We start from the raw sequence: 25,638 nt of genomic DNA, 5'->3' as shown, positions 1-25,638 counted from the left end.
TCAGCCCGTTCCGATCAGCCGCCCCCGTCCGCCTCGAGACGAGGCCCAGGGGCGGCTGGTCTCCAGTCTCAGGCCGAGGTCTTCATCCGAGGTCCATGCCGCAGCGTCAGCAGCGTGCCCAGCGTGATCGCCGCGGCGGCGAAGGTCGGACCGCCCAGCGCGCCGATGTGGTCGACGAGCATGCCGCCGCCGATCGCGCCGCTGGCGATCGCGATCTGGAAGGCCGCCACGAGCAGACCGCCCGCGCCCTCGGCCTGGTCCGGCGCGGCGCGCACGATCCAGGTCTGGAAGCCGACGGGGAAGGCACCGAAGGCGAAGCCCCACAGCACCACGGCCACCGTGGTCACCCACGCCGATTCGCCCGCCATCAGCAGGCTGGCCGCGAGCACCACGATCAGCGAGCCGCCCGCGACGATCGCGCGGCGCTCGCTGCGCTCGGCCAGGAAGCCGCCCGCCAGGTTGCCGAAGAAGCCGCCGATGCCGTAACCCAGCAGCACCGCCGAGATCGCCGGCACCGGCAGGTGGGTGACGTTCTCCATCAGAGGCCGGATGTAGGTGAACCCGGCGAAGTGGCCCGAGATGACCAGCAGCACCGCCAGCAGCGCCACGCGCACGCCGGGGCGCGTGAGCAGCTCGCCCAGCACGCGCAGGTCGGGGTTGTCCTTGGGCGGCAATCGCGGCATGGTCAGCAGCTGCGCGGCCAGCGTCACCACGCTCAGCACGCCAGCGGCGACGAAGGCGCTGCGCCAGCCCCAGACCTCACCCATCCACGCGCCGATCGGCGCCGCGCACACGGTGGCCACCGACACGCCGGTCAGGATCACGGACATGGCCCGCGCGAAGAGGCGCTCCGGCACCAGCCGCATCGCCAGCGCCGCGGCCATCGACCAGAACCCGCCCAGCGCCACGCCCAGGATGACGCGGGCCGCGAGCAGCACGCCCAGGCTCGAGGCCGTCACCGCCAGCACGTTGGACAGGATCAGCAGCAGGGTCAGCGCCAGCATCACCAGCCGCCGGTCCAGCCGTCTGGTCAGCAGCGGGATCGACGGCGCGGCGACCGCGCCCACCAGCGCGGTGGCGGTCACCGTCTGGCCGGCCGCGCCCGCGCTGATGCCCAGGTCGGAGGCCATCGCGGTGAGCAGGCTGGCGGGCAGGAACTCCGCGGTCACCAGCCCGAAGACGCCCAGCGTCAACGCGCCGATCGCGACCCAGTGCGGCCGCTCGGCGCTGTGGGCCGCCGCGGCGGCTGCGAGCTCGGCGGGGTCGGGGTGGTGGGGCGGGGCGGCACCCGGTGAGGACGAGGCAGGTGCCTGGCCCGCGAGGCGGGCATCCAGGCAATCGGTGCAGGGTGAGGTCACGTTGGGCGGCGCAAAGGCGCGGAGATGGGAATGGCTTTGAGCTTAGGGATAGCATCCCGGCGTTTCCATGTCGGAAGAGCCGAAATGCATGACGATTCCTCCAGAGATGCGCTGCCGTCCGCGCCGCCGTCTCCGTTGCCCCCGACGCCGCTGAAGCCCGCTGACCTGCTCACGCAGATCCTGCTGGGGCTGCGGCTGGAGGGCGTCGAGTACGGCCGCTGCCTGCTGCGCGCGCCCTGGGCGGTGGCCTTCCCGGCCCGGCAGGAAGCGCGTTTCCACTTCGTCGCGCGCGGCGGCTGCTGGCTGCGCACGCCGGGCAGCGACTGGGTCCGGCTCAATGCCGGCGACGCGGTGCTGCTGCCGCGCGGCAGCCTGCACGTGCTGGCCAGCGCGCCCGACCTGCCCGCGGTGGACATCGATTCGCTGTCGCGCCGGGCGGTCGCGGAGGACATCTATCTCGTCGGCTCGGAACACCTCGCCGATCCGGCCACGGCCGCCACCGATCCAGGCGGGAAGGTGGACCAGCACGACGACACGCCGCCCGACGTGATGTTCTGCGGCGCGATGCGCTTCAACCTCGATCCGCTGCACCCGCTGCTGGCGATGATGCCCGACGCGATGCGCGCCAACGACCTCGCTCGCCGCGATCCGTCGGTGCCGGCGCTGCTCGAGGCGATGGAGCGGGAGGTCGCGCTCGATCGCATCGGCGCCTGCGGCATCCTCGCGCGACTCGCCGACGTGCTCGCCGCGAGCATCATCCGCGCCTGGGTCGAATGCGCCTGCAACGATGCCAGCGGCTGGATCGCGGCCGTGCAGTGCCCCAGCATCGGCAAGGTCATCGCCGCCATCCACGCCGAACCCGAACGCGACTGGCGCGTGCCCGAGCTCGCCGGGCTGATGGGCGCGTCGCGCTCGCGATTCGCCGAGGCCTTCACCCGCACCGTCGGCGAGAGCCCGGCCAAATACGTCGCCAAGGTCAAGATGTTCCAGGCCCGGCGCTGGATCGCGCAGGAGGGCATGCGCGTGGCCGTCGCCGCGGACCGGCTGGGGTATGACTCGGAGGCCTCGTTCAGCCGCGCGTTCAAGCGCATCGTCGGCCAGCCGCCGGGCGCCTTGCGGCGCTCGCTGTCACGCGAGCTTCACATTCCGGGCTAACCCGGAGTCGGCCCGCTTTACAGCCCCGCGTCGCGGGGATCCCCCATGGATCGGGGTGTACGGCGCACGGTGCGGGATATCGCCGATGGCATCGGCACTTGCGCGCGTCCCCCTAGTTTGAAGCTTGGCCGTGGCATGCGTTTCGCATCGAGGCGCTCCGTTCAGTACCGCACGCAGCGCGGGCCCATCCCGCGACGTGTCCACCACTTCTGACGGAGATCCTCGATGTTCACGCGAGACAAGAGCTTCAAGACCCCCTGGTTGCCGATCGCCGCGCTGCTGCTGGGCGCGGCCGGTTCGGCGCACTCGGCCGCGGTCTATGTCGAAGGCGCCGATGCCGGCCAGACGCTGGGCACCGCCACCGCCTTCTCGGGCACCGGCGCGCTCGACGCGATCCAGGGCTCCATCGACGGCGACGCCGACCTGTTCGCCATCTACCTGACCGCCGGCACCGCGTTCTCCGCGACGACCACCGCCTCGGGCCTGGACTTCAACTTCTTCGACACGGTGCTGTACCTGTTCGACGCCGCCGGCAAGGGCCTGATCGGCAACGACGACGACGGCAACGTCGGCGGCTCGCAGTCCACGCTGAGCAACTACATGCCCACCGTCACCGGCCTGTACTACCTGGCCATCACCGGCGCGAGCTACACGCCGGTGAGCGGCGGCTCGGCGATCTTCCCGTCGCTGCTGGGGCAGGGCGGCAACGTCGCGGCCAATCCCGGCGCGGGCGCGCTGACCGGCTGGAGCAGCCTCACCAGCGAGTTCGGCGACTACGAGATCGTGCTGACCGGCGCCGCCGTGTCGGCCGCCGCCTCGGATGTGCCCGAACCCGGCAGCCTGCTGCTGGCCGGCGCCGCGCTCGGCGCGGCCGGCCTGATCCGCCGCCGCAAGGCCGCGACCCCCGACATCCGCCAAGACGCCTGAGGAGCCGCGCCATGACGACTTCCAAGATCACTCCCCGCCTGCGCACCCTGACCGCGCTGCTCGCCTTCGCCGCCTGCGGCGCCGCGAGCGCCCAGCACGCACGCCTGGACGGCGCGCTGTCCGACCTCGTCGACCAGCAGGCCCGCCGCCAGTTCCGCTCGCTCTCCGTGGAGACCGACGAGATCAAGGCCAACGTCAAGTCCATGAGCGACGCGCAAGGTCGGGTGCTCGTGGACATCTACCTCGAGGCCGGCACCTCCATCGACGACTTCAAGGCCTCGCTCGAGGCCTCGGGCGCGAAGGTGACCGGCGTGAACCGCGCGTTCGGCAACGGCGCGATCTCGGCCTACGTGCCGACCTCGGCGCTCGCGGGGCTGTCCTCCACCAGCGGCCTGCACCTGGCCAAGCTGACCCGCCGCCCGCACAAGAACGTCGGCGTCACGACCTCGCAGGGCGGGCCGGTGATGCGCAGCAACGTCGCCAACGCCTCCGGCTGGATCGGCACGGGCATCACGGTGGGCGTGCTGTCGGATTCGTATGACGCGTCCCCCTCATCCTTCACGACGATCCGCGCGGCCAACGACATCGCCAGCGGTGACCTGCGTCCGCCCAAGTTCGTCATCGACCTCAGCGCCGATCCGAGCAACACCGACGAGGGCCGCGCGATGATGCAGATCGTGCAGGACGTGGCCCCGGGCGCGGACCTGTGCTTCGCCACCGCGTTCGCCGGCGAGGCCGCCTTCGCCGACAACATCCGCACGCTGCGCACCAACGCCGCCTGCCGCGCGGACGTGATCGTCGACGACGTCTTCTATTACGACGAGCCCTTCTTCTCCGACGGCCAGGTCGCGCAGGCCGTCAACGACGTGGCCAACAGCACCACGCTGGCGGGCCGTCAGGTCGCCTACTTCTCCTCGGCGGGCAACCAGGGCTCGGCCGGCGGCGGCGGCGCGATCGACGTGCCGGTGGCGACGTTCTCGACGACGCCCTCCAACCTGGGCAACGTCAACCTGGCCTCGCTCAACACCTGCACCAGCTCGCCGTCCTCGGGCAGCACCAAGGCCAACCAGGCCGGCGGCTTCCTGGACTTCGGCGGCGGCGTGTACGCGCTGCCGGTGACCTACAGCGGCTCGGGCTCCACGCTGCTGCTGCAGTGGGACGACCTCTTCTATCAGGGCAAGGTCACCACCGACCTGAACTTCTACCTGATCAACGCGGCGGGCAACTGCGTCTTCACCTTCGCGTCCAACAACATCGCCGCGGATTACGCCGAGGAGATCGTGGGCCTGTCGGGCGGCGCCAGCGGCACGTACCGGATCATGGTCGGCCGCACCAGCGCCGGCACCAAGCTCGCCTCGCGCGTGCGCATCGTCAGCCTCGAGGGCTGGGGCGGCGCGCCGTTCCAGGTGCGCTCGGGTCCGACGACCTTCGGCCACAGCGCCGCGGCCGGGGCCAACAGCGTGGCCGCCTACCGCTACACCTTCCCTGCCGCGCAGCAGAGCCCGTTCACCCCGGCCTTCGAGAGCTTCAGCAGCCCCGGCCCGGTGACGATCGCCTTCGACGCCGCGGGCAACCGCCTGGCCGTGCCCGAGACCCGCAAGAAGCCCGACTTCGCCGCGCCGGACGGCGGCAACACGACCTTCTTCTTCCCCAACTCGGATTACGAGGGCGACGGCTTCAACAACTTCTTCGGCACCAGCGCGGCCGCGCCGCACGCGGCGGGTGTCGCCGCGCTGATGCTGCAGAAGGCGGGCGGCCCCGGCACGCTCACGCCCAAGCAGATCAAGAGCATCCTGCAGACGACGCCCGCGGCGCGCGTGATCCCGTTCTCGGGCGCTGGCGCGGTCAAGGGCTGGAGCCTGTATGACGGCTTCGGGCTGATCGACGCGGTCAACGCGCTGAACAAGATCCCCTGATCCGTTCTTCACGCCGGCTGAACGAGGCCGCCGCCCGCAAGGGTGGCGGCCTTTTTTTCCGCTTTCGCGCCTTGGCGGTGCCTGCCGCGCACGAGGCCAGGGCGAGGGAAGGTCGAGGGAAGGGCCTGCGTGGGACTGTCGCCGCGCGAGGCGCTTGCTGACGGTTTTTGCAAGCCGTTGCAAAGAGCGTTTCGAGGCCGATTTCCTGCGGGTTTCCCCCTTGTTCGCGGGGGCTCGGCGCCCGCGGCGGGCGGGGGCAGGACCCATTCTTGCTATGGACCCCTTCGAACCCGGGATGGAGGCCTTCGGACAGCCAGGAACGGGGCAGTGCCGTCATGGTGCAGGGCTAAACTCGCCGACCGCGCTTCACGCGTTGCCGGCCTGTGAGACGGGCTGCCGCACAGACATAACACCAAGGTCGACAACATGCATGAGATGAGGAATCGGGTTCAAGGACATCAAGCGCGACAGGCCCGCCCGGCCGTTGCCGTTTCTTCTGTGCTCGCCGCCGTTGTTGCCGCAACCTTGCTCGCCGCCTGCGGTGGCGGCAGCGGTGCCAAGGCCTCGCAGACCGCGGCCAAGGTCAACAAGGAAGAGATCACCGTCCACCAGATCAACTTCGTCCTGCAGCGTCAGCCCAACGTCAAGCCCGAGCAGGCCGATGCCGCGTCGCGCCAGATCCTGGAGCGCCTGATCGACCAGGAACTCGCCGTGCAGAAGGCGCAGGACCTCAAGCTCGACCGCGATCCGCGGGTGGTGCAACAGATCGAAACCGCGAAGCGGGAGATCATCGCCAGGGCCTATGCTGACCACCTGGGCGAGACGGTGACCAAGCCGACCGACCAGGAAATCAAGCAGTACTACAACGACAAGCCGGCACTTTTTGCCGAGCGTCGCATCTACAACTTGCAGGAAATCAACATCGAGGCGAAGCCGGATCAGTTCGAGACGATCCGCGCCAAGCTGCAGGGGTCCAAGACCCTGCCCGAGTTCCTCGAGACGCTCAAGAGCGACAACTTCAAGTTCGTCGGCACGCAGGTCGTGCGCTCCGCCGAGCAGATCCCGCTGAACAACCTCGACGCGATCTCGCGTCTGAAGGACGGCCAGTTCATCATGAACGGCAGCCCCACGGGCCTGACCGTGCTGTTCCTGGCCGGCTCGCAGCGCCAGCCCGCCTCCGAGGCGCAGGCCCGCGCGTCCATCGAGATGTTCCTGCTGAACCAGCGCCGCAACGAGCTGGTCGCCAAGGACCTCAAGGCGATGCGCGACAACGCCAAGATCGAATACGTCGGCAAGTTCGCCGAGGCCGCGCCCGGCGCGGCGTCCGCGCCTGCCGCACCGATTACGCCCGCAGCACCGGCGCCCGCGCCCGCTGCGTCCGACAGCCCCGCCGGCGCCAGTGGCCCGGTGGACAACAACCTGGCCAAGGGCCTCGGCATCAAATGATCAACCTGCGTCGCTTCCCGATCCTCTCGCTGGCCACCACGGCCGCCTCGGCCTTGCTGGCCGCCTCGCTCGCCGCCGGCGGTGCCGTCGCGCAGACGCCCGCGCGTCCCGCCGCGACACCCGCGCCCGCGGGCCTGTCCACCGGTGCGGCCGCCGAGTACCGCCTGGGATCGGGCGACGCCATCCGCATCAACGTGTTCCAGAACCCGGACATGCTGCTCGAGACGCGCGTGTCGGAAGCGGGCACGATCACCTTCCCGCTGCTGGGCGTGGTGCGCATCGGCGGCCTGTCCATCAGCGACGCGGAAGCCCGCATCGCCGACGGCCTGAAGAAGGGCAACTTCGTCAAGCAGCCGCAGGTCACCATCGTGGTCCTGAAGGTCACCGGCAACCAGGCCAGCGTGCTGGGCCAGGTCAACCAGCCGGGCCGTTATCCGCTGGAGGTCGCGGACACGCGTCTGACCGACCTGCTGGCCAACGCGCGCGGCGTGGCGGCCACCGGCGGCGACCAGGTCGTGCTGACCGGCGTGCGCGGCGGCAAGCCCTTCCGCCTGGAAGTGGACCTGCCCACGCTGTTCGGCCCCAATGGCCGCGAGCAGGACGTGGTGGTGCTCAACGGCGACGTGCTGTGGGTGGACCGCTTCCCGATGATCTACATCTACGGCGAGGTCCAGAAGCCCGGCCAGATCCGCCTGGAGCGCGGCATGACGCTGCTGCAGGGCCTGGCCGCCGGCGGCGGTCTGACGCTGCGCGGCACCGACCGCGGCATCCGCGTGCATCGCAAGGACACCGCCGGCAAGGTGCAGGAGATCAAGCCCGCGATGGACGAGGCGCTGCGGGACGGCGACGTGATCTTCGTCCGCGAGAGCCTGTTCTGAGTTGTGTGATGTCGGGCCCGCCGGCCCGACCGAGGAGGTCCCGTGACGCCTAGCAAACTGTTTTCGATCCTGCGCGCGCGCTGGTCCATGGTCGTGCTCGTGGTGCTGCTCACCACGCTGACCGCGTTCGCCGTCAGCCTCGTGCTGCCCAAGAAGTACGTGGCGACGGCCTCGGTCGTGGTGGACGCCAAGCCCGATCCGATCTCCGCGCTGATCTACCCGGGGCTGGCCTCGCCGGCCTTCATGAACACGCAGGTCGACGTCATCGCCAGCGACCGCGTGGCGCTGCGCGTGGTGCGCGACCTGCGCCTGTCGGAGGTGCCCGCGATCCGCGAGCAGTGGCAGACCTCCACCGGCGGCGAGGGCACGATCGAGCAGTGGCTCATCACCTTCCTGCAGGCCAACATGGACGTGAAGCCCTCCAAGGAGAGCAACGTGCTGACGGTGGCCTACCGCGCGCCCGATCCGCAGTTCGCGGCCACGCTGGCCAACGCCTTCGTCAAGGCCTACGTGTCCACGACGCTGGACCTGCGCGTCGAGCCGGCGCGCCAGTACGCGGGCTACTTCGACCAGCAGGCCAAGGTCGCGCTGGAGAAGCTCGAGGCCACGCGCGCCAAGCTCTCGAACTACGAGCGCGAGCACGGGATCATCGCCAGCGACGAGCGCCTGGACGTCGAGAACAACCGGCTGTCGGAGCTGTCCTCGCAGCTGGTGGCGCTGCAGGGGCTGTCGGCCGAGTCCAGCAGCCGCCAGGGCCAGGCCGCGCGCGGCGCGGACCAGCTGCCCGACGTGCTGGCCAACCCGGTGGTGATGCAGCTCAAGGCCGACCTGAGCCGCGCCGAGGCCAAGCTCCAGGAGCTGGGCACGCGTTACGGCGACAACCACCCGCAGGTGATCGAGGCCAAGGCCTCGGTGGCCGACGTGCGCAGCAAGCTGCGCGCGGAGATCGGCCGCGTGAGCGGCGGCGTCACCGTCGCCAACAACATCAACCGCCAGCGCGAGGGTGACATCCGCGCCCAGCTCGAGGCGCAGCGCGAGAAGGTCGCCAAGCTCAAGGCCGCGCGCGACGACGCCAGCGGCCTGATGCGCGAGGCCGAGAGCGCCCAGCGCGCCTACGAGAACATCACCACGCGGCTCACGCAGACCAGCCTGGAAAGCCAGACCACGCAGAGCAACGTCAACGTGCTGACCGAGGCCGTGGCCCCGCTCAAGCCCTCGTCGCCCAAGCTGCTGCTGAACACGGCGCTGGCCTTCGTCGTCAGCGTGATCCTGGCGGTGGGCCTGGCGCTGCTGCTGGAGATGCGTGACCGCAAGGTGCGCGATGCCGACGACGTCATGGCCGTGCTGCCGCTGCCGATGCTGGGCGTGCTGCCCGCGCCGGGCAAGCGCGCCTCGGCGCTGCCCGGGGCCGAGCGCAGACTGCTCGGACACTCGGCCAGCGCACCGCGAGGAGCCGCCTGATGTCCTATCTGCACGAACCCATGTCCCCAGCTTCCAAGGCTTCTCAGGCGCAAGGCTCATCCGTGGACGGAACCCTCAACAAGCCCCCCGGCACCGGCGTGCATGACCGCTCGATCGGCGCGATCATCGCCGAGACCCGCAACCTCAGCGCCGACCAGGTCGAGCGCGTGCTGCAGTACCAGCGCGAGCGCGGCATCCGTTTCGGCGAGGCCGCGGTGGCGCTGGGTTACGCCAACGCCGAGGACGTGCTGGAGGCGTTGTCCAAGCAGTTCCACTACCCGTACGCGCCCAATGAGCGCAAGTCGCGCAGCCCCGAGCTGGTCGCGCTGAACCAGCCGTTCTCGTCGCAGTCGGAAGTCTTCCGCGCGATCCGCAGCCAGATCACGATGCGGCTGTACCGCGAGGGCGAACCGCGCCGCGCGCTGGCCGTGATCAGCCCCGACTCGCTGGACGGCAAGAGCTACTTCACCGCCAACCTGGCGGTCACGCTGGCGCAACTGGGCGGGCGCACGCTGCTGGTGGACGCGGACCTGCGCCGCCCGCGCCAGCACGAGATCTTCGACGTCAACAACCAGGCGGGCCTGTCCTCGATCCTGTCGGGACGCAGCGAGCCGCGCGTCATCCAGCAGGTGGAAGGGCTGAGCAGCCTGTTCATCCTGCCCGTGGGCGCGGTGCCGCCCAACCCGGTGGAGCTGCTGGAGCGGCCCGCGTTCGGGATGCTGATGCGGGAGCTGGCCGGCAAGTTCGACCATGTGCTGGTGGACACCTCCGCCGGCCAGTACGGCGCCGATGCGGCGATCGTGGCCTCGCGTTGCGGGGCGGCGCTGGTCCTGGCGCGCCAGAACAAGTCGCGGGTCACCGCGCTGCAGGACCTCACCGACAGTCTCGACGGCGTCACCACGACGCTGGTGGGGACCGTCATGAACCAATATTGAGTCAGGGCCGCAGAGCCTTCGCAGGAGACACGTCCGGCCTCGGCCGGCGGGTCTTCGCTTGTCTTGACGCTTGAGCAGGGATCGCAGTGAAAGTGATGTCGCGCAATCTCTTCGCCGGACCCGGCGACCGTCTCGCCCCCGGTTTCTGGGCGGCCAACCGCATGGCGCTGCTGGCGCTGGCGCTGGGCCTGGCCGTGCTGTACGTGCCCACGATCATCGATTTCATCCATGGTCCGTGGCGCGGCGACCGCAATTCCCACGGCCCCATCGTTCTGGCGCTGTCGGCCTGGTATTTCTATTTCCAGACGCGGCGCCTCGCCTCGCAGGGCGAGACCTTCCAGGTCCGCCCCGCGCCGGTGGCGGGCTGGACCGTGCTGGTGCTGGGCCTGCTGGCCTACGTGGTGGGACGCTCGCAGTCGCTGGCGCTGCTGGAGCTGGGCTCGCTGCTGCCGGTGCTGCTCGGACTCGCGCTGCTGCTGGCCGGCCCGGCGATCGCGCGCCGCTACTGGTTCGCGTTCTTCCTGCTGCTCTTCGCGGTGCCGCTGCCGGCGTCCATCGTCGACGTCATCACGCAGCCGATGAAGCTGGCCGCGTCCTGGGGCGCCGAGTTCCTGATGTACACGCTGGGCTACCCGATCGCGCGTGCCGGCGTGATCCTGCAGATCGGTCCCTACCAGCTGATGGTGGCGGATGCCTGCGCGGGCCTGAACTCGCTGTTCACGCTCGAGGCGCTGGGCCTGCTCTACATGAACGTCGTGCGCCATGAATCGGTGTTCCGCAACATCGCGCTGGCCATCCTGATCGTGCCGATCTCCTACTGCTCCAACGTGATCCGCATCCTGATCCTGGCGCTGCTGACCTACCACTTCGGCGACGACGTGGGGCAGGGCTTCATGCATGAGTTCTCGGGCATGGCGCTGTTCCTGACCGCGCTGATGCTGATCGTCGTCGTGGACGGCCTGCTGCGCACGCTGTCCCTGCGCTGGAGCCGCGCGCGCGGCAAGGAGGCCGCATGAACATCCCGTCCACGTCGACATCCACGTCTTCGTCTTCATCGACGCCTCCGGGCTCCGGTACACCCACGGGTACGCCTTCCGGCGCGCCCTCCAACGGCCCGATCCGCCTGCCGCGCCTGTCCCTGGCGGTGTGCGCCGCGGGCCTCGCGCTGATGGCCGCCGCGGCGGCCGGCGCGTGGGTGGCCACGCCGCGCCTGCAGGCGATGCAGGGCGCGCCCAACCTCGACGCGACCGTGCCCAAGGCCTTCGGCGACTGGCGCGTGATCGCGGACAGCATCGCGCAGGTGGATGTGTCGCAGGGCGTGGAGACGGTCCAGGAACAGCCCTATGACCAGACGGTGATGCGCACCTACGTCAACAGCCACGGCGAGCAGGTGCAGCTCGCGCTGGCCTGGGGCGAGCGTCAACGCCAGGACGTGAAGGTCCATCGGCCCGAGGTCTGTTATCCGGCGCAAGGTTTCCTGGTGCGCCGCCTCGGCGACGGCCAGCCCGTGGCCACGTCCGGACGCGCGGCGCCGGTGCCCACCACGCAGTTGCTGGCCGAAGCCCGTGGCGGCGGCTTCGAGGCGGTGCGCTACTGGATCCGCATCGGCGACCAGTACGGCGGCGACGGCATGGCCGCGCGCTGGTACATCCTCAACGAGGGATTCCGCGGCCGCGTTCCCGACGGCATGCTGGTGCGCGCGTCGCAGCGCCTGGGCAAGGCGGAGAGCGCGCCGCAGTCGCAGGTCGTGATGGAAGGCTTCCTGCGCGAGCTGGTCGCCGCCGTGCCCGCGGGCACGCGGACGATGCTGGTGCGATGAGGCCGGCGCCGGGGTGCATGGGGTGATGGGATGACAGCGATGAGCGCGGTGGGACGGATTTCAGGCGCGTGGCGCCAGTGGCGGGACGGCCTGGAGGGCGTGTCCCTGCTCGGCCTGATCGGGCTGCTGAGCGGCGCCGTGGCCATCGGGCTGATCACGGTGATGGTCGGTGGCGCCGCCGCGGACAAGCCGGTGATGCTCGCGGTGCTGCCGCTGATGCTGGTGACCGGTTTCCTGTTCCTGTACAGCCGCGAGGCCTTCCTGCTCGTGGTGCTGCTGGTGCGCGCGGGCGCCAATCCGGTCTTCGAGGAGACGCGTCTTGCGGCCATCGGCGGCCTGGGCGGGCTGCTCAACGCGCTGATCCTCGTGCTGGCCGCGATCATCATCGCGCGTGATCCCAAGCGCGTGCCGCGCATCGCGTGGATGGTGTGGCTGCCCTTCATCGCGGTGCAGGCGCTGGGGCTCGTCTATTCGCCGGACAAGGTGCAGGCGGTGCGCCTGTACCTGGGCCAGCTGTCGGTGGTGGCGCTGTTCCTGGTCAGCTTCTATCTCGTGAGGGAAGAAGCGGATCTGAACAAGATGCTGAAGTTGGTCACCTGGTCCTCAGTGCCCGTCGCACTTGTCACCCTGATTTACATCGGCCTGGGCAAAACGGCTGGTAGCGTGGACGGCTTCGAATCCGCGGCCAGCCGGTACGGCGGTCCGTTCCCTCACGCCAACATCCTGGCGTTCTATCTCGTGCTGTCCGTGGGCGTCATCTTCTATCGCTGGAAGAGCGGTCTGGCTGGCCGTGGTCCGCTGGCGACCGCGACGGTCGTGCTCTACATGCTGCTGCTGGTCGGGCTGCTGTTCGCGACCAAGACGCGCAGCGCGTGGATCTCGGTGCTGTTCATCTTCATCGTCTACGGCGTGTTCCGTGAGCGGCGCTACCTGATCTATCTCGTCATCGGCGGGATGCTGGCGATGCTCATTCCCGAGGTCCGCGAGCGGGTCGCCGGGCTGGCCGAGGGCAACCAGGTCGTGCAGTACGCCAAGCTGAATTCCTTCGCGTGGCGCAAGCTGCTGTGGGCCGACGCGCTGTCGTGGATGGCCAAGTACCGCTACTTCTTCGGCTACGGCGCGGAGTCCTTCATCTTCCATTCGTCGACCTTCTTCTCGATGGCCGGCGGTCGCAGCTGGGGCGCGCACAGCGCCGTGGTGCAGGTCTTCTTCGAGTACGGCGTGCTGGGCGTGGCGGCGTATGGCTGGGTCTACCTGTCGACCGCGCGCATGTTGCGCCCGCTGCTGCGCGTGCGTTTCCTGCTGGCGCTGATCGCGCTGTCGCTGCTGGTGTCCAACTTCCTGGTCTCGCTGTCCGACAACATGCTGTCGTACCTCATCTACAACTGGTACTTCTGGTTGACGATGGGCGCGGTGTGCGCGCTGTCCTGCCGCATCGCCGGCGCGGCCGATCCCCGCCAGCGCCGGCCCTGGGGCATCCGCCCCAGCCGCTACCGTCCGCCTGCGGCACACGGCAAGCCGGCGCACAGCGAGTTCCCCGCGACGCTGCCGCGCGTGAGCGAGTTCTCGGCCACGATGCCGATGAGCGGCTGGGAAGGCGCGCGATGAGCGTCGGAGCGACAGCCACCCCCGCACCGGGCGCCGGCAGCGAACGCCAGCCGGTGCTCGACGGCGTGCGCGCCATCAGCATCCTGGCGGTGCTGTGGACCCACCTGTTCCCGCTGCGCGTGGGCGGCATCCCGCTGAACGAGTCGCTGGGCATCTTCGGCATGGCGCTGTTCTTCATCCTGTCGGGCTACCTGATCACCGGGCAGCTGCTGAAGCAGCCGCCGGTGTCCTCCTTCGTCGCGCGGCGGCTGCTGCGCGTGGTGCCGGCCGCGTGGATCTGCCTGGCGCTGGTGTGGTGGATGTGGCCGGTGGGGCTGGACACAGCGCTGAGCTACCTGCTCTTCTACGCCAACCTGCCGCCGCAGCGCCTGGTGCCGCCGACCGACCACTTCTGGAGCCTGTGCGTCGAGGTGCAGTTCTACATGCTCGCCGCGCTGATGCTGTGGCTGCGCGTGCGCGCGATCTGGTGGCTGTTCCCCGCGCTGCTGCTGGCGATCACGGCGCTGCGCATCGGGCACCAGGTCACCGCGTCCAGCATCACCTGGTTCCGCGCGGATGACCTGCTCGCCGGCGCCTGCCTGGCGCTGATGATGCACTCGCGGCACTGGGTCGCGGTGAAGGCGCAGCTGGCGCGCGCCGGCCTGGTGCCGCTGCTGCTGATCGCGCTGCTCGCGTGCAGCTTCCTGCCGCATCCGGGCCTGAATCCGCTGAGCTTCCTGCGCCCCTACGTGGCCGCGGCCTTCGTCGCGACGCTGATGGCGCAACCCGCGCATCCGCTGTCGCGCGTGCTGGGCGGCTCGACGCTGGCCTACATCGCGACGGTCTCCTACGCGCTCTACATCTGGCATCTGCCGCTGGCCGCGACCTGGCTGGGCAGCGGCGACGTCGTCACCAAGTACCTCAAGCGGCCGCTGCTGCTGCTGGTGCTCTTCGCGGTCGCCCATGTGTCGACCTTCCAGATCGAGCGCCGCTTCAACGATCTCGCCAAGCGCGTGGGCGCCGGGCGGCGCGCGACCCCGGCACCACAGGAGGGGCTGCGATGAACCACGCGCCCCAGAACGCTCGCAGCCCGCGCAACGCTCGCGAAGACGCCGATTGGCAGGCCGACCTGGCCCGCTGCGGCGGCGCGTCCGCGCTGCGCCGCGAGCAGTCGCTGTGGGCGCTGCGGGTGTACCGCTACGGCCGGCGCGTGGACGCGATGCCCGAGGGCAGCGCCCGGCGCTGGCACACGCGGTGGTACTGGCTCGCGTTCCGCGCGGTGGAGACGCTGACCGGCATCAGCCTGCCCAAGGACTGCCGCATCGGCCCCGGCCTGCGGATCTGGCACTTCGGCGGCATCTTCGTGAACCCGGGCACCGTGATCGGCGCGAACTGCACGCTGCGCCAGGGCGTGACGCTGGGCAACCGCGTCGAGGGCGGCTCGTGCCCGGTGCTGGAGGACGGCGTGGAACTGGGCGCGTACGCGCAGGTGCTCGGCGGCGTGCGACTGGGCGCGGGCTGCAAGGTCGGCGCGATGTCGGTGGTGCTGCGCGACGTGCCCGCGGGCGCGACCGCGGTGGGCAATCCGGCGCGCATCATCGAACCCGCGATGGCGCCGGCCGAGGCGCCGCTCGCCATGATGGAGGACTGACGCCATGGCCTGGAATCGACGCCACTGGTGTGCCGCCACGAGCCTGGGACTGACGGTCTCGACGCTGCCGGCCGCGCTGCGCGCCGCGGTGGAGAAGGGCGACAAGGCCGACAAGGCCGCCGCCTTCGGCACCGTGCTGCGTCCCTTCTCCGCGCAATCGCCCTGGAACAGCCGCCCGGTCGATCCGGTGCTCGATGACTGGGAGATTCCCAAGGCGTCCTATGCCCCGGCGCTCGAGTCGGGCAGATGGTCGACCGGGGTCTTCGTGTGCGCGCCGAGCGACCCGCCGATGCGTGTCGTCGGCCTGCCGGGTCAGCCCGGCGTGTGGGACCCGGACGCCGAATCCACGCGGCCCGACGTCGTGCTGCCGCACTGGCCCGCGAGCGTCGATCCGGCCGAGGGCCTGGACGGCCACGCCGACATCGTCGATCCCGAGGCCGGCATCATCCATTCCTTCTACAAGCTCACCCGCGTCGACGACCGCTGGTGCGCCAAGCAGTACGCCTGGACGCGGCTGGACGGCCGCGGCTGGGGCGATCCGGCGCATTACTTCCAGGGCGCGCGCGCGGCTGCCGTGCCGACGATGGGCGGCCTGGTGCGGCGTCACGAGCTGGAGGAGGGCGCCGGTCCGATCCGCCACGCGCTGGCGATCTCGCTGACCTTCAACGGCCTGAGCGCGGACCCGGGCTATGTGTTCCCGGCGACGTCCGCCGACGCGGGCCTGAACAACAACAACGGCCGCATCCCCGAGGGCGCGCTGCTGATGCTGCCGCCGGACTTCGACACCTCGAAGATCGACGACGCGCGGCTGCGCCGCATCGCCGACGCGCTGAAGGTCTACGGTGGCTACGTCGTGGACCGCAACGTGGGCACGCCCTTCGTCGTGTACTGCGAGATCGGCAGCAACGCCAAGCTGCACACGGCCAAGATCTGGAACAGCCGCGCCGCGAGCGACCTGGAGCGCATGCGCCTGGCGCTGCGCCGGGTGAGCTCGGCCAAGGGCTGGCTCGATGGTCACGGCAAGCCGGTGGAGCTGCGCCAGCCGCTGAACCTGCTGTCGATGCGCGGCGCCTGGCGCGCCGATCGCGACGAGCTGCAGGCCCAGGCGCAACCGCGATTCGACACCTGGCAGCAGGCCGTGGTGTTCAAGGACGCGAAGCCGGGGCTGGCCCTCATCAACAACGCCGGGCGCCACATCACCGCGGTGACCTGGGCCAAGCCGCAGCCTGGCCAGAAGCTGCGCCTGACCGCGCGCACCGGCAACGGCGCGACGCTGCGCCTGCAGATCCGCGGCGGCGACCAGGGCGCGCGCGGAGGCGTGGCCTACGACAGCGGCGATCTGGCGGACGGCAAGTCGGTCACCTTCGAGTGGCCCGAGAAATTCGCAGGCTCGCGCCTGGTGGTGCGCGCCACGGCGTCCGGCGATGGCTGGGCCCGCGGCGAGCTCATGCCGGTGTCGACCTGACAGCGAAGCGCAGTACCCGGGAGGAACGATTGATCATGAAGCAGTTGGATGACCAAGCCCCTCAGACCTCGCCCGAGGTCCATGGCCAGCCCTCGGCCGGCCCGCGCCCGCGCGTGGCCTACCTGGTGAACCATTACCCCAAGGTCAGCCATACCTTCATCCGCCGCGAGATCCTCGCGGTCGAGCAGCAGGGCCTGGACGTGCTGCGCCTGGCCATCCGCGGCTGGGACGACGACGCGCCCGATCCGGTCGACCAGGCCGAGAAGTCGCGCACGCACTACCTGCTCAAGGACGGCTCGCTGGGCCTGGTGAAGGCGACGCTGGCGCAGGCCGCGCGCGCGCCGGGCAAGTTCCTCTCGGCGCTGAAGCTGGCGCTGCGCCTGAGCCGCCGCGCCGACCGGCCCTGGCCCTTCCATCTGGTCTACCTCATGGAGGCCTGCGCCGCGATGCCGGTGCTGACCGCCGCGCGCATCGAGCACCTGCACATCCACTTCGGCACCAACCCGGCCGAGGTCGGCATGCTGATCGAGGCGCTGGGCGGTCCGGGCTACAGCATGACGGTGCACGGTCCGGAGGAGTTCGACCGGCCGGACTTCCTGCACCTGGGCGCCAAGATCCGCGGCGCGCGTTTCGTCGCCGCGATCACCTCGTTCTGCCGCAGCCAGCTCTCGCGCTGGGTGCCCTACACCGAGTGGCCCAAGCTGCGCATCGTGCATTGCGGGCTGGATCCCGAGTTCCACGCCGTCGAGGCGCCCGCGCCGCGCGGCAAGCGGCTGATCAGCATCGGCCGCATGACCGAGCAGAAGGGCCACCTGCTGCTGATCGAGGCGGCGGCGCAGGTCGCGCGCCAGGTGCCTGATTTCGAGCTGGTGCTCGCCGGGGACGGCGAGCTGCGCAAGACCATCGAGCAGCGCATCGCGCAGCTCGGCCTGCAGCGCCATGTGCGCATCACCGGCTGGATCTCCAGCGACACGGTGCGCGAGGAGCTGCTCGCGGCGCGCGCGCTGGTGCTGGCGAGCTTCGCCGAGGGCTTGCCCGTGGTGATCATGGAAGCGATGGCGCTGGGCCGGCCCTGCGTCAGCACCTGCATCGCGGGCATCCCCGAGCTGATCCGCGACGGCGAGAACGGCTGGCTGCTGCCCGCGGGCGACGCCGACGCGCTGGCGCGCGCGATGCTCGATTGCCTGCGACTGGACGATGAGCAACTGGCCCGCGTCGGCCAGCGTGCCCGCGCCTCGGCGCTCGAGCGCCACGACGTGGACCGCGAGGCGGCCAAGCTGGTCGCGCTCTTCGAGGAGTACGCGTCGCCGGCCAAGACCTATTCGGCGCACCGCGAGGCGACGGGCTCCAAGGAGAACGCACATGCCTGAGCTGCTGACCGCATCGCTGCTGGGGCTGCCGTGGCTGATCGTGCTGGGGCTGAGCGTGCTGGTCGCGGTGCCGGCGCTGCTGGTGCTGACGCAGGTGGTGCTGGCACTGCTGCCGGACCGCCGGGCGCTGCCCGAGTTCGAACGTCCGCCGCGCATCGCTGTCGTGATGCCCGCGCACAACGAGGGCCGCGGCCTGCGTCCGACGCTGATGCAGGCGCTGGCGCAGCTCACGCCGATGGACCGCATCGTGGTCGTGGCCGACAACTGCAGCGACGACACGGCCGCGCAGGCGCGCGAGTTCGACGTGACCGTCGTCGAGCGCAGCCATGCGACCGAGCGCGGCAAGGGCTACGCGCTGGACTTCGGCGTGCGCGCGCTGGAGCGACTGGCGCTGGAGACCGGCCACGCGCCCGATGTCGTGATCATCCTGGACGCCGACTGCCTGCTGGGGCCGCGGCTGCTGACGCGCATCGCCGCGGTGGCGCACGCCACCGGCCGGCCGGTGCAGGCGACCTACCTGATGTCCGCGGCCAATGACGGGTTGAAGGCGCGCGTGGCGGAATTCGCGATGCGCGTGAAGAACCTGGTGCGCCCGCGCGGCATGCACCAGGTCGGCCTGCCCTGCGGGCTGTACGGCACCGGCATGGCCTTCCCGTGGGACGTGGCGGTGCAGGCACCGCTGGCCAGCGGCCATCTGGCCGAGGACATGCAGCTGGGCGTGCGGCTCGCGCAACTGGGCGCGCCGCCGCTGCTGTGCGAGGACGCGCTGGTCACCAGCGTCTTCGCCAAGAGCAACGAGGGCGAGGCCAGCCAGCGCACGCGCTGGGAGCACGGTCACCTGGCGATGCTGGTGGGCGAGGGCCCGCGGCTGCTGTGGCAATCGATGCGGCCGGGCCGCGGCGCGCAGCTGCTGCAGGTGATGGACATGCTGGTCCCGCCGCTGGCGCTGCTGGGCATGCTGCTGGTGGGCTGGACGCTGGTCCAGTTGTTGCTCGCGGTGTGGCTGGGCTGGACGGCGCCGCTGGCGGTGGCGCTGGCGGGCCTGGGCGCGTTGATGGCGGCCATCGTGCTGGCGCAGCGGCGCTGGGCCGGCGACCTGCTGACGCTGGGCGAGCTGGCGCGCGCGCCGCTGATCCTGCTGGCCAAGGTCCCGCTCTACCTGCGCTTCGTCGTGAAGCGGCAGGTGGACTGGGTGAGAACCAAGCGAGATGTCTGATCCGATGAGCACCTTCACTTCAACGACCGCCTCCAGCGCAGCCAGCGCGAGCGCCGGTGCGGCGGCCTCGCTGCCCACGATCCAGGTGGACGGGCTGCCCTTCGTCGCGAGCACCGTGCCGCAGCTGACCGCGCACATCGTCGGTGAGGCCGGCGCCGCGCGCGGCGGCTGGGTGGTGACGCCCAACATCGACATCCTGCGCCGCTGGCGCGTGGATCCCGCGTTCCGCGCGCTGGTGGCCGACGCGACGATCTTCACCGCCGACGGCCGCCCCATCGTCTGGGCCAGCCAGCTGCAAGGCACGCCGCTGCCCACGCGCCTGACGGGCTCGGACCTGTTCGTCGCGCTGATGGCCGCGGCGGCGGACGCCGGCCTGCGCATCGCGCTGATCGGCGGCAACGAGGGCACGGCCGAGGCCGCCGCCGCGCGGCTGATTCCCGAGGCGGTGGCCGCGGGCCGCGTGCGATGCCTGTGCCCGCCCTTCGGTTTCGAGCAGAAGCCCGAGGAAATGGCGCGGCTGGAGACGCTGCTGACCAGCTGGCAGCCGCAGATCGTGTTCATCGGACTGGGCTCGCCCAAGCAGGAGAAGCTGATCGCGCGGCTGCGCGCGCTGGCGCCGCGCGCCTGGTACCTGGGCGTGGGCGTGAGCTTCAGCTTCGTGGCCGGCGACGTGAAACGCGCGCCGGGCTGGATGCAGCGCAGCGGCCTGGAATGGGTGCATCGCCTGGTCCAGGAGCCGGGCCGGCTGGCGCGGCGCTACCTGGTGGACGGCATCCCGTTCGCGGCCGGCCTGCTGTGGCGATCGGCCACGCGGCGCGGACGCGGCTCCGCCGTCTGAGCGCGCGACGCCGATCCCTCGTTCCCTGTTCGCTCGATCCTGATTCCCTCGATTCCCGTCCCGCCCCCCACGGCCCTCGACCTGGTCCCCTTCTTCGGATTCCGCATGACCGACTTCCTGTTCAACGGCTATTACGGCTACCGCAACACTGGCGATGACGTGTTCTGCGTCGTCGCGGACTGGGGCAGCCGCAAGTACTGGGGCGCGCGCGACCTCGCGTTCGTCGCGACCGAGCTGCCGGTGCTGAGCCAGCCCGCGCAGGCCATCATCCCGACCGAGCGCCGCTACCCGGGCCAGCAGACGCTGTCGCGCACGCTGTCGGGGCTGGGCGCGCGGCACATGGTCTATTTCGGCGGCTCCACGCTGCACTCGCCGCAGGAGCTGTGGGTCAACCTGCTGCGCCAGTCGCTGGTGCAGAAGGTGGGTCGCAAGTCCATCGCCGCGGCGGGCGTGTCGGTGGGTCCGTTCAAGTCGACCGAGGGCGAGCGCGAGATCCGCAAGCTGATCGGCGAGATGAGCTACATCGCGGTGCGCGACCGCGCGTCCTTCGAGATCGTGAAGGCGATGAACGTGGACACGCCGGTGATCCAGGCCTTCGATCCGGCGCTGCTGATGCTGGACGTGATGACTGACAGCCCCGCGCCGGCGCTGCCGGAGCGGCCCGCGGGCCGGCCGGTGATCGGCGTCAGCGTGTGCAACGTCGAGCGCTACTACGGCAACGGCAATCTCGAGAACGAACGCCGTCGCGTGGCCTCGGTCAAGGCGACGGTGAAGGCCCTGGCCGAGGAGGGCTTCGCGCTGCGCTTCTTCGTGTTCAACGGCCATGCGTCCTCGGGCGACGATGCGGTGACCGATGAGGTGATCGCGTCGCTGGACGGGTATCCGCATGTGGAGCGGCTGGCCTACGACCCCGATCCCAAGCGGGTCTACGCGGAGCTGGCGCGTTGCGACGCGATCTTCGGCGTGCGGCTGCATGCGTGCATCCTGGCCTACACGGCGGGCGTGCCCTTCATCCTGGTCGAGTACCACCGCAAGTGCGGCGACTTCCTGGACGAGATCGGCTATCGGCCCGAGGGCCGCGTCGGTGACGCGACCGAGGATCCGGTCGAGGCCGCGCGGCGCGTGGCCAAGCTGGCGATCGGCGGACGCGCGGCGCCGCCGTGGTCGCGCTCGATCCAGGATTCGTGCGAGATGGCGCGCTTGAACTTCACCGCGGCCCCGTACAGCGAGGGCCGTCGCTGATGTCCGCTGCTTCGATGCCCCTGATCTCCGTCGTCATCCCGCTCTACAACAAGGAAGGGCAGATCGCCCGGGCGCTCGCGTCCGTGCTGGGCCAGACCTTCCAGGACTTCGAGATCGTCGTGATCGACGACGGCTCCAAGGACCGCGGCGCGGAACTGGTCGCGGCCTACTCGGATCCGCGCATCCGGCTGTACCGGCAGGCCAATGCCGGCGTGTCGGTGGCGCGCAATCGCGGCGTGGAGCAGGCGAGGGCGGAGGTGGTCGCCTTCCTTGATGGCGACGATGCCTGGTATCCGGATCACCTGGAGGGCCTGTGGCAGCTGCGTCAGGCCTATCCCGGCACGGTGGCCTGGGCGCGCAACTATCACGTGGTGGACCTGGCGGGCGTGTTGACGCCCGGCGTGTCGGTGGTGACCGAGCCGCGGGTGGTGCTGACGCCGGAGAACTTCTTCCGCATCGCGCGGCATGGGACGCCGGTGTTCTCGTCGGCGGTGGCGGTGGATCGCGCGGCGTTGCAGCGCGTGGGCGGATTCCCCGCGGGCGTGCGGCTGGGCGAGGACCTGGACACGTGGATCCGGCTGCTGTTCTCGGGCCCGATCGCCTTCGATGCGAAGCCGGGCGCGTTCTATCACGCCGATGGCGACGACCGGGCGCTGGTGCGCAATCCGCCGCCGGCGCGCTATGTGTTCTTCGATACCGATGAGGCCTGGGTGCGCGCGCATCCGGAAGCGACGCAGGTGGCACAGGACATCGAGGCCTTCCACGATTTCTTCCGGCTGGTGCATGCGCATCACCAGATCAAGTGGGGCGACAAGGCGGCGGGTCGCGCGGTGCTGAAGCAGTGCCACGCGCCGGTCTTCGCGCAGGAGCGGGACCGGCTGCTGCGCATGAGCCGCCTGCCGCAGCCGGTGTACCGGGCGCTGGGCCGGGTGCAGGCGGTGCTGCGGCGGCGAGCGGCCGCGCCGGCAGCACCGGCGACGGCGTCGGCGTCGGCACCGGACGCGCGGGGTTGACGTGGGGCAGGGGAAGCTCGGGGCCAACCTGGTCAGCAATGTCGCGTTCTTCGCGCTGAACATCGTCGTGTCGCTGTGGCTGGTGTCGTACCTGGTGCGACACCTGGGGGTGGCGGCGTATGGCCTGGTGCCGCTCGCGGTCACCGTCGCCGGCTACTTCAATGTGATCACCGCCGGGCTCAATGCCGCGGTGGGGCGGCATCTGACGGTGGCGATGAGCAGCGGCGACACCGTGCGCGCCAACGGCATCTTCAACTCGTCGCTGTGGGCCTCGGCGCTGGTCGGGCTGCTGATGTGCGTGCTGGGCCTGCCGCTGCTGACCCACATCGCGCAGTGGATCGAGGTACCCGCCGGCTGGGAAAGCGACGCGGGCTGGCTGTTCTTCCTGACGGTGGGCGGCCTGGCCGTCACCACGCTGGGCACGCCGTTCCAGGCCGTGGTCTACAGCCGGAACCGCTTCGACCTGCAGAACCTCGGCAACATCCTCGGTCTGGTGGCCCGCGTGGTGGTCGTGCTCGCGCTGTTCCATTTCACACTGCCCAAGCTCTGGCAGGTGGGCGCGAGCGTGCTGTGCGCCGCGCTGGCCACGATCGCCGTGGTCATCGTGGCGTCCCGGCGGCTGGCGCCGGCGCTGCGGCCGCGCCTGGACGGCTTCTCGTGGCCGATGGTGAAGGAACTCGGCGGCACCGGCGGCTGGGTCTTCATCAGCCAGATCGGCACGCTGCTGCTGATCAACATCGACCTGCTGGTGGCCAACAAGGTGGTCGGCGCCGCCGCGGGCGGGCAGTACGCGCTGGTGCTGCAGTGGTCCATGCTGCTGCGCAACTTCGCGCTGGTTGTGTCCGGCGTGTTCGGGCCGACCATCCTGACGCTGCACGCGCAAGGCCGTCTCGACGAGATGATCGACTACGCGCGCGCGTCGGTCCGCCATCTGGGCCTGGTGATGGCGATCCCGATCGGCATCGTCTGCGGCTTCTCGGAATCGATCCTGCATGTCTGGCTCGGACCGGCGTTCGCGCCGCTGTGGGGCGTGATGGTGCTGGCGACCGCGCACCTGGCGCTCAACCTGGCCTACCTGCCGCTGCACAACGTCAGCCTGGCGACGAATCATGTGAAGGTGCCCGGCATCACGCAGGTGCTGGCCGGCGTGGTGAACCTGGCGCTGGCCATCGCGATGGCCAAGGCCTGGGGCCTGTACGGCATCGCCATCGCGGGCGGGCTCGTGCTGCTGCTGCGCAACCTGGTCTTCACGCCGCTGTACGCGGCGCACATCCTGTCGCGGCCGTGGTGGACCTTCGCCCGCGAGGCGCTGCCGATCCTGGCGATGGCCACGCTGGTGTTCGGCGCCTCGCTGGCCGTGTCGCGGCTGGCCGCGCCGAACTCGTGGCTGGCGCTGGCGCTGGCCGGATGCGCGGTCGGTGCTGGCGGCGTGCTGCTGCTGTGGACGGTGTTCCTGCGCCGCGAGGACCGCCAGGCGGTGCTCGGCAAGCTGCGCGGCAAGCTCCGCCGCGCGGCGTGAGCTCAACGGAGAAACAAGACATGGGACGACTCTCGAGCCTGCTGCGGCGACTGCTGGGACGACCGGCGCCGCAGGTCGCGTTCAAGGCGCGCGGCGAGGGCTGCGGCATCGCGCCGGGCAACGACTTCGTGTTCCCGGAACGCATCACGCTCGGCCAGCACGTGCACATCGAAGGCAAGGGCTACTTCAACGGCCAGGGCGGCCTGACCATCGGCGACCACGTGATCTTCGCGCCCGGCGTGGCGGTGATGACGTCCATGCATCGCTACAAGGACGCGACCATGGTCCCGTACGACGAGGTCGACCTGTTGCGCCCGGTGACCATCGAGAACTTCGTCTGGGTCGGCATGCGCGCGATGATCCTGCCCGGCGTGACGCTGCGCGAGGGCACGATCGTGGGTGCCGGTGCCGTGGTCACCAAGTCGCACCCGGCGGGCGCGATCCTGGGCGGCAACCCGGCCGTGCAGATCGGCACGCGCGACATGGACGCGTTCCGCGCCATGGTCGACGGCGGGCGCCATTACCTGTCGCTCAAGCAGTCGCAGGGGCTGCGCAAGCGCGAGGTGCTCGACAAGCGCTGATCGGATTCCAGATGAATGCAGTACCGATGACGAGCCCCGCCAACGCGCCGGCCTCGACCGCGCGCTCCGACTGGATCGACGTCGCCAAGGGCCTCGGCATCCTGCTGGTGGTGTACGGTCATGTGGCGCGAGGCCTGATGAACGGCGGTGTGACGATGGACCGCACGTGGTTCACCACCGTGGACTCGGCGATCTACGCCTTCCACATGCCGCTCTTCTTCCTGCTCTCGGGCTGGTTCTTCCTCGGTTCGATGACCCGCCGCGGGCCGCGCGACTACCTCGCCACCCGCGTCGCCACCGTCCTCTATCCCTACGTCCTGTGGTCGCTGCTGCAAGGCGGCATCGAGCTGCTGATGTCGCGCTACACCAGCAACCCGCTGCAGTTGTCCGCCGTGCTGGCGCTCGGCTGGGCGCCGCGCGCGCAGTTCTGGTTCCTGTACGCGCTCTTCCTGATCAGCGTGATCGCGCTGCTGATGTGCTGGCGCCATCCGCGTGCCGGCGTGGCCGCGCTGACCGTCACCGGCGCGCTGCTCCTCGCAGTGCAGCAGCGCGACTGGCCCATGCCCGCCGCGCTCGTCGCGAGCCATCTGATGTACTTCGCCATCGGCGCCTGGCTGGGCAGCCGCGCGCTGAACCCGTCGACCGTCTCGCGGCTCGCGATCGCCGGGGTCCTGATCGGCGCCTGCGCGCTCGCGGCGCTGATGTCCCAGCCGCCGGTCGCGGTCGCCTGGCCCAAGCTGCTCAAGCTCGCCGGCGCGACGCTGGGCGTGTCCGCCGCGGCCTGGCTGGCGATCCAACTCGCGACGTCCACCCGGACCCGACCGGTCGGCGCGACGCTGGCCGCGCTGGGCCGGGCCTCGATGGCGATCTTCCTGGCCCACATCCTGGTCGCCAGCGGCGTGCGCATCGTGCTGATCAAGGGCCTGGGCCTGACCAGCCCCCCCATCCACCTGATCGCCGGCCTGGTGCTGGGCACACTGCTGCCGTGGGCGCTTTGGCGCGCCGTGCAGGGACGCGCCGGGATGGCGCTCTTCGAGCTGCCCAAGGCCTGGCGCCAGCGCCTGGCGGGATCCCCCGCCGCGCGGCCTGGCCGTCCCGTGGCGGCCGGCTGACCCCAACTGATCGCGGGTCGCCGAGCCGTCCTTCAGGGACAGCCCGCGCAAGACACCGTGTTGGTGCGGCGTTAAGCTTTTTGGTGCGTACGGCGTAGATCGGCACCAGACCGGGGCGGATCCTCTCTCACCCCCTTCCCGTGGATGTC

The 25,638-nt window shown here is 70.5% G+C and carries 22 protein-coding genes; 21 read left to right on the top strand and 1 reads right to left on the bottom strand.

Features of this window, described 5'->3' with window-relative positions; all coding sequences use genetic code 11:
- Positions 1 to 68: 68 nt before the first annotated feature.
- Positions 69 to 1,358, bottom strand: coding sequence for an MFS transporter (locus ACNI65_RS17690; protein ID WP_416758336.1), 1,290 nt, complete (start codon positions 1,356 to 1,358; stop codon positions 69 to 71).
- Positions 1,359 to 1,442: 84 nt separating this feature from the next.
- Here ACNI65_RS17690 and ACNI65_RS17685 point away from each other — a divergent pair, with 84 nt between their 5' ends.
- The 21 genes from ACNI65_RS17685 to ACNI65_RS17585 all read left to right on the top strand — a co-directional run bounded on the left by ACNI65_RS17685 (position 1,443) and on the right by ACNI65_RS17585 (position 25,489).
- Positions 1,443 to 2,513 (top strand): AraC family transcriptional regulator, encoded by a 1,071-nt coding sequence (locus ACNI65_RS17685; protein WP_416758334.1) that lies wholly within the window; start codon positions 1,443 to 1,445, stop codon positions 2,511 to 2,513.
- A gap of 225 nt (positions 2,514 to 2,738) precedes the next feature.
- On the top strand, positions 2,739 to 3,440 hold the full coding sequence (locus ACNI65_RS17680) for a PPC domain-containing protein (RefSeq protein WP_416758332.1): 702 nt from the start codon (positions 2,739 to 2,741) through the stop codon (positions 3,438 to 3,440).
- An 11-nt stretch (positions 3,441 to 3,451) separates the two neighbouring features.
- On the top strand, positions 3,452 to 5,356 hold the full coding sequence (locus tag ACNI65_RS17675; RefSeq protein WP_416758331.1) for a S8 family peptidase: 1,905 nt from the start codon (positions 3,452 to 3,454) through the stop codon (positions 5,354 to 5,356).
- Positions 5,357 to 5,782: 426 nt separating this feature from the next.
- Positions 5,783 to 6,802, top strand: coding sequence for an EpsD family peptidyl-prolyl cis-trans isomerase (locus ACNI65_RS17670; RefSeq protein WP_416758330.1), 1,020 nt, complete (start codon positions 5,783 to 5,785; stop codon positions 6,800 to 6,802).
- Positions 6,799 to 7,680: a polysaccharide export protein EpsE gene (gene epsE, locus ACNI65_RS17665; RefSeq protein WP_416758329.1), complete on the top strand. Its 882-nt coding sequence runs from the start codon at positions 6,799 to 6,801 to the stop codon at positions 7,678 to 7,680. Before ACNI65_RS17670 ends, epsE begins: the two co-directional genes overlap by 4 nt.
- A gap of 42 nt (positions 7,681 to 7,722) precedes the next feature.
- Positions 7,723 to 9,141, top strand: a complete 1,419-nt coding sequence (epsF, locus tag ACNI65_RS17660) for a chain length determinant protein EpsF (protein WP_416758328.1) — start codon at positions 7,723 to 7,725, stop codon at positions 9,139 to 9,141.
- A 62-nt stretch (positions 9,142 to 9,203) separates the two neighbouring features.
- Positions 9,204 to 10,076 carry a polysaccharide biosynthesis tyrosine autokinase gene (locus tag ACNI65_RS17655; protein WP_416758326.1) on the top strand — a complete coding sequence of 291 codons (873 nt, stop codon included), beginning with the start codon at positions 9,204 to 9,206 and terminating at the stop codon, positions 10,074 to 10,076.
- Between the two features lie 95 nt (positions 10,077 to 10,171).
- A complete protein-coding gene (gene xrtB / locus ACNI65_RS17650; protein WP_416758324.1) occupies positions 10,172 to 11,092 on the top strand; it encodes an exosortase B in 921 nt (306 codons plus the stop codon).
- Positions 11,089 to 11,895, top strand: a complete 807-nt coding sequence (locus ACNI65_RS17645; protein ID WP_416758323.1) for an exosortase C-terminal domain/associated protein EpsI — start codon at positions 11,089 to 11,091, stop codon at positions 11,893 to 11,895. Before xrtB ends, ACNI65_RS17645 begins: the two co-directional genes overlap by 4 nt.
- Before the next feature lie 39 nt (positions 11,896 to 11,934).
- Positions 11,935 to 13,503 (top strand): O-antigen ligase family protein, encoded by a 1,569-nt coding sequence (locus ACNI65_RS17640; RefSeq protein WP_416758322.1) that lies wholly within the window; start codon positions 11,935 to 11,937, stop codon positions 13,501 to 13,503.
- Positions 13,500 to 14,546, top strand: a complete 1,047-nt coding sequence (locus ACNI65_RS17635; protein ID WP_416758321.1) for an acyltransferase family protein — start codon at positions 13,500 to 13,502, stop codon at positions 14,544 to 14,546. Before ACNI65_RS17640 ends, ACNI65_RS17635 begins: the two co-directional genes overlap by 4 nt.
- Positions 14,543 to 15,133, top strand: a complete 591-nt coding sequence (locus ACNI65_RS17630; RefSeq protein ID WP_416758320.1) for a serine acetyltransferase — start codon at positions 14,543 to 14,545, stop codon at positions 15,131 to 15,133. Before ACNI65_RS17635 ends, ACNI65_RS17630 begins: the two co-directional genes overlap by 4 nt.
- Before the next feature lie 4 nt (positions 15,134 to 15,137).
- Positions 15,138 to 16,598: an Atrophin-1 multi-domain protein gene (locus tag ACNI65_RS17625; RefSeq protein WP_416758319.1), complete on the top strand. Its 1,461-nt coding sequence runs from the start codon at positions 15,138 to 15,140 to the stop codon at positions 16,596 to 16,598.
- A 35-nt stretch (positions 16,599 to 16,633) separates the two neighbouring features.
- Positions 16,634 to 17,968 carry a glycosyltransferase family 4 protein gene (locus ACNI65_RS17620; RefSeq protein ID WP_416758318.1) on the top strand — a complete coding sequence of 445 codons (1,335 nt, stop codon included), beginning with the start codon at positions 16,634 to 16,636 and terminating at the stop codon, positions 17,966 to 17,968.
- The gene (locus tag ACNI65_RS17615) at positions 17,961 to 19,184 is read left to right on the top strand and encodes a glycosyltransferase family 2 protein (RefSeq protein ID WP_416758317.1); all 1,224 of its coding nucleotides are present in this window, start codon (positions 17,961 to 17,963) and stop codon (positions 19,182 to 19,184) included. Before ACNI65_RS17620 ends, ACNI65_RS17615 begins: the two co-directional genes overlap by 8 nt.
- Positions 19,185 to 19,188: 4 nt before the next feature.
- On the top strand, positions 19,189 to 20,022 hold the full coding sequence (locus ACNI65_RS17610; RefSeq protein WP_416758315.1) for a WecB/TagA/CpsF family glycosyltransferase: 834 nt from the start codon (positions 19,189 to 19,191) through the stop codon (positions 20,020 to 20,022).
- Positions 20,023 to 20,127: 105 nt separating this feature from the next.
- Positions 20,128 to 21,264, top strand: a complete 1,137-nt coding sequence (locus tag ACNI65_RS17605) for a polysaccharide pyruvyl transferase family protein (protein WP_416758314.1) — start codon at positions 20,128 to 20,130, stop codon at positions 21,262 to 21,264.
- A 14-nt stretch (positions 21,265 to 21,278) separates the two neighbouring features.
- Positions 21,279 to 22,277, top strand: coding sequence for a glycosyltransferase family 2 protein (locus ACNI65_RS17600; protein ID WP_416758312.1), 999 nt, complete (start codon positions 21,279 to 21,281; stop codon positions 22,275 to 22,277).
- Between the two features lies 1 nt (position 22,278).
- Positions 22,279 to 23,796, top strand: coding sequence for a lipopolysaccharide biosynthesis protein (locus ACNI65_RS17595; RefSeq protein ID WP_416758311.1), 1,518 nt, complete (start codon positions 22,279 to 22,281; stop codon positions 23,794 to 23,796).
- A gap of 20 nt (positions 23,797 to 23,816) precedes the next feature.
- Positions 23,817 to 24,377, top strand: a complete 561-nt coding sequence (locus ACNI65_RS17590) for an acyltransferase (RefSeq protein WP_416758309.1) — start codon at positions 23,817 to 23,819, stop codon at positions 24,375 to 24,377.
- A 26-nt stretch (positions 24,378 to 24,403) separates the two neighbouring features.
- On the top strand, positions 24,404 to 25,489 hold the full coding sequence (locus ACNI65_RS17585; protein ID WP_416758308.1) for an acyltransferase family protein: 1,086 nt from the start codon (positions 24,404 to 24,406) through the stop codon (positions 25,487 to 25,489).
- The last annotated feature ends 149 nt before the right edge of the window (positions 25,490 to 25,638 follow it).

It is taken from the genome of Roseateles sp. So40a (genome assembly GCF_048081605.1).
Classification (GTDB): domain Bacteria; phylum Pseudomonadota; class Gammaproteobacteria; order Burkholderiales; family Burkholderiaceae_C; genus Roseateles.
This window is presented reverse-complemented; position numbering and strand designations above follow the sequence as displayed.

Bases quoted from the DNA above. Each gene is read 5' to 3' on its own strand.
- ACNI65_RS17585 (WP_416758308.1), top strand. From the start codon at position 24,404: ATGACGAGCCCCGCCAACGCGCCGGCCTCGACCGCGCGCTCCGACTGG.
- ACNI65_RS17645 (WP_416758323.1), top strand. From the start codon at position 11,089: ATGAACATCCCGTCCACGTCGACATCCACGTCTTCGTCTTCATCGACG.
- ACNI65_RS17610 (WP_416758315.1), top strand. From the start codon at position 19,189: ATGAGCACCTTCACTTCAACGACCGCCTCCAGCGCAGCCAGCGCGAGC.
- ACNI65_RS17625 (WP_416758319.1), top strand. From the start codon at position 15,138: ATGGCCTGGAATCGACGCCACTGGTGTGCCGCCACGAGCCTGGGACTG.
- ACNI65_RS17590 (WP_416758309.1), top strand. From the start codon at position 23,817: ATGGGACGACTCTCGAGCCTGCTGCGGCGACTGCTGGGACGACCGGCG.
- ACNI65_RS17620 (WP_416758318.1), top strand. From the start codon at position 16,634: ATGAAGCAGTTGGATGACCAAGCCCCTCAGACCTCGCCCGAGGTCCAT.
- ACNI65_RS17675 (WP_416758331.1), top strand. From the start codon at position 3,452: ATGACGACTTCCAAGATCACTCCCCGCCTGCGCACCCTGACCGCGCTG.
- ACNI65_RS17635 (WP_416758321.1), top strand. From the start codon at position 13,500: ATGAGCGTCGGAGCGACAGCCACCCCCGCACCGGGCGCCGGCAGCGAA.
- ACNI65_RS17670 (WP_416758330.1), top strand. From the start codon at position 5,783: ATGCATGAGATGAGGAATCGGGTTCAAGGACATCAAGCGCGACAGGCC.
- ACNI65_RS17630 (WP_416758320.1), top strand. From the start codon at position 14,543: ATGAACCACGCGCCCCAGAACGCTCGCAGCCCGCGCAACGCTCGCGAA.
- ACNI65_RS17600 (WP_416758312.1), top strand. From the start codon at position 21,279: ATGCCCCTGATCTCCGTCGTCATCCCGCTCTACAACAAGGAAGGGCAG.
- ACNI65_RS17615 (WP_416758317.1), top strand. From the start codon at position 17,961: ATGCCTGAGCTGCTGACCGCATCGCTGCTGGGGCTGCCGTGGCTGATC.
- ACNI65_RS17685 (WP_416758334.1), top strand. From the start codon at position 1,443: ATGCATGACGATTCCTCCAGAGATGCGCTGCCGTCCGCGCCGCCGTCT.
- ACNI65_RS17605 (WP_416758314.1), top strand. From the start codon at position 20,128: ATGACCGACTTCCTGTTCAACGGCTATTACGGCTACCGCAACACTGGC.
- xrtB (WP_416758324.1), top strand. From the start codon at position 10,172: ATGTCGCGCAATCTCTTCGCCGGACCCGGCGACCGTCTCGCCCCCGGT.
- epsE (WP_416758329.1), top strand. From the start codon at position 6,799: ATGATCAACCTGCGTCGCTTCCCGATCCTCTCGCTGGCCACCACGGCC.
- ACNI65_RS17640 (WP_416758322.1), top strand. From the start codon at position 11,935: ATGAGCGCGGTGGGACGGATTTCAGGCGCGTGGCGCCAGTGGCGGGAC.
- ACNI65_RS17680 (WP_416758332.1), top strand. From the start codon at position 2,739: ATGTTCACGCGAGACAAGAGCTTCAAGACCCCCTGGTTGCCGATCGCC.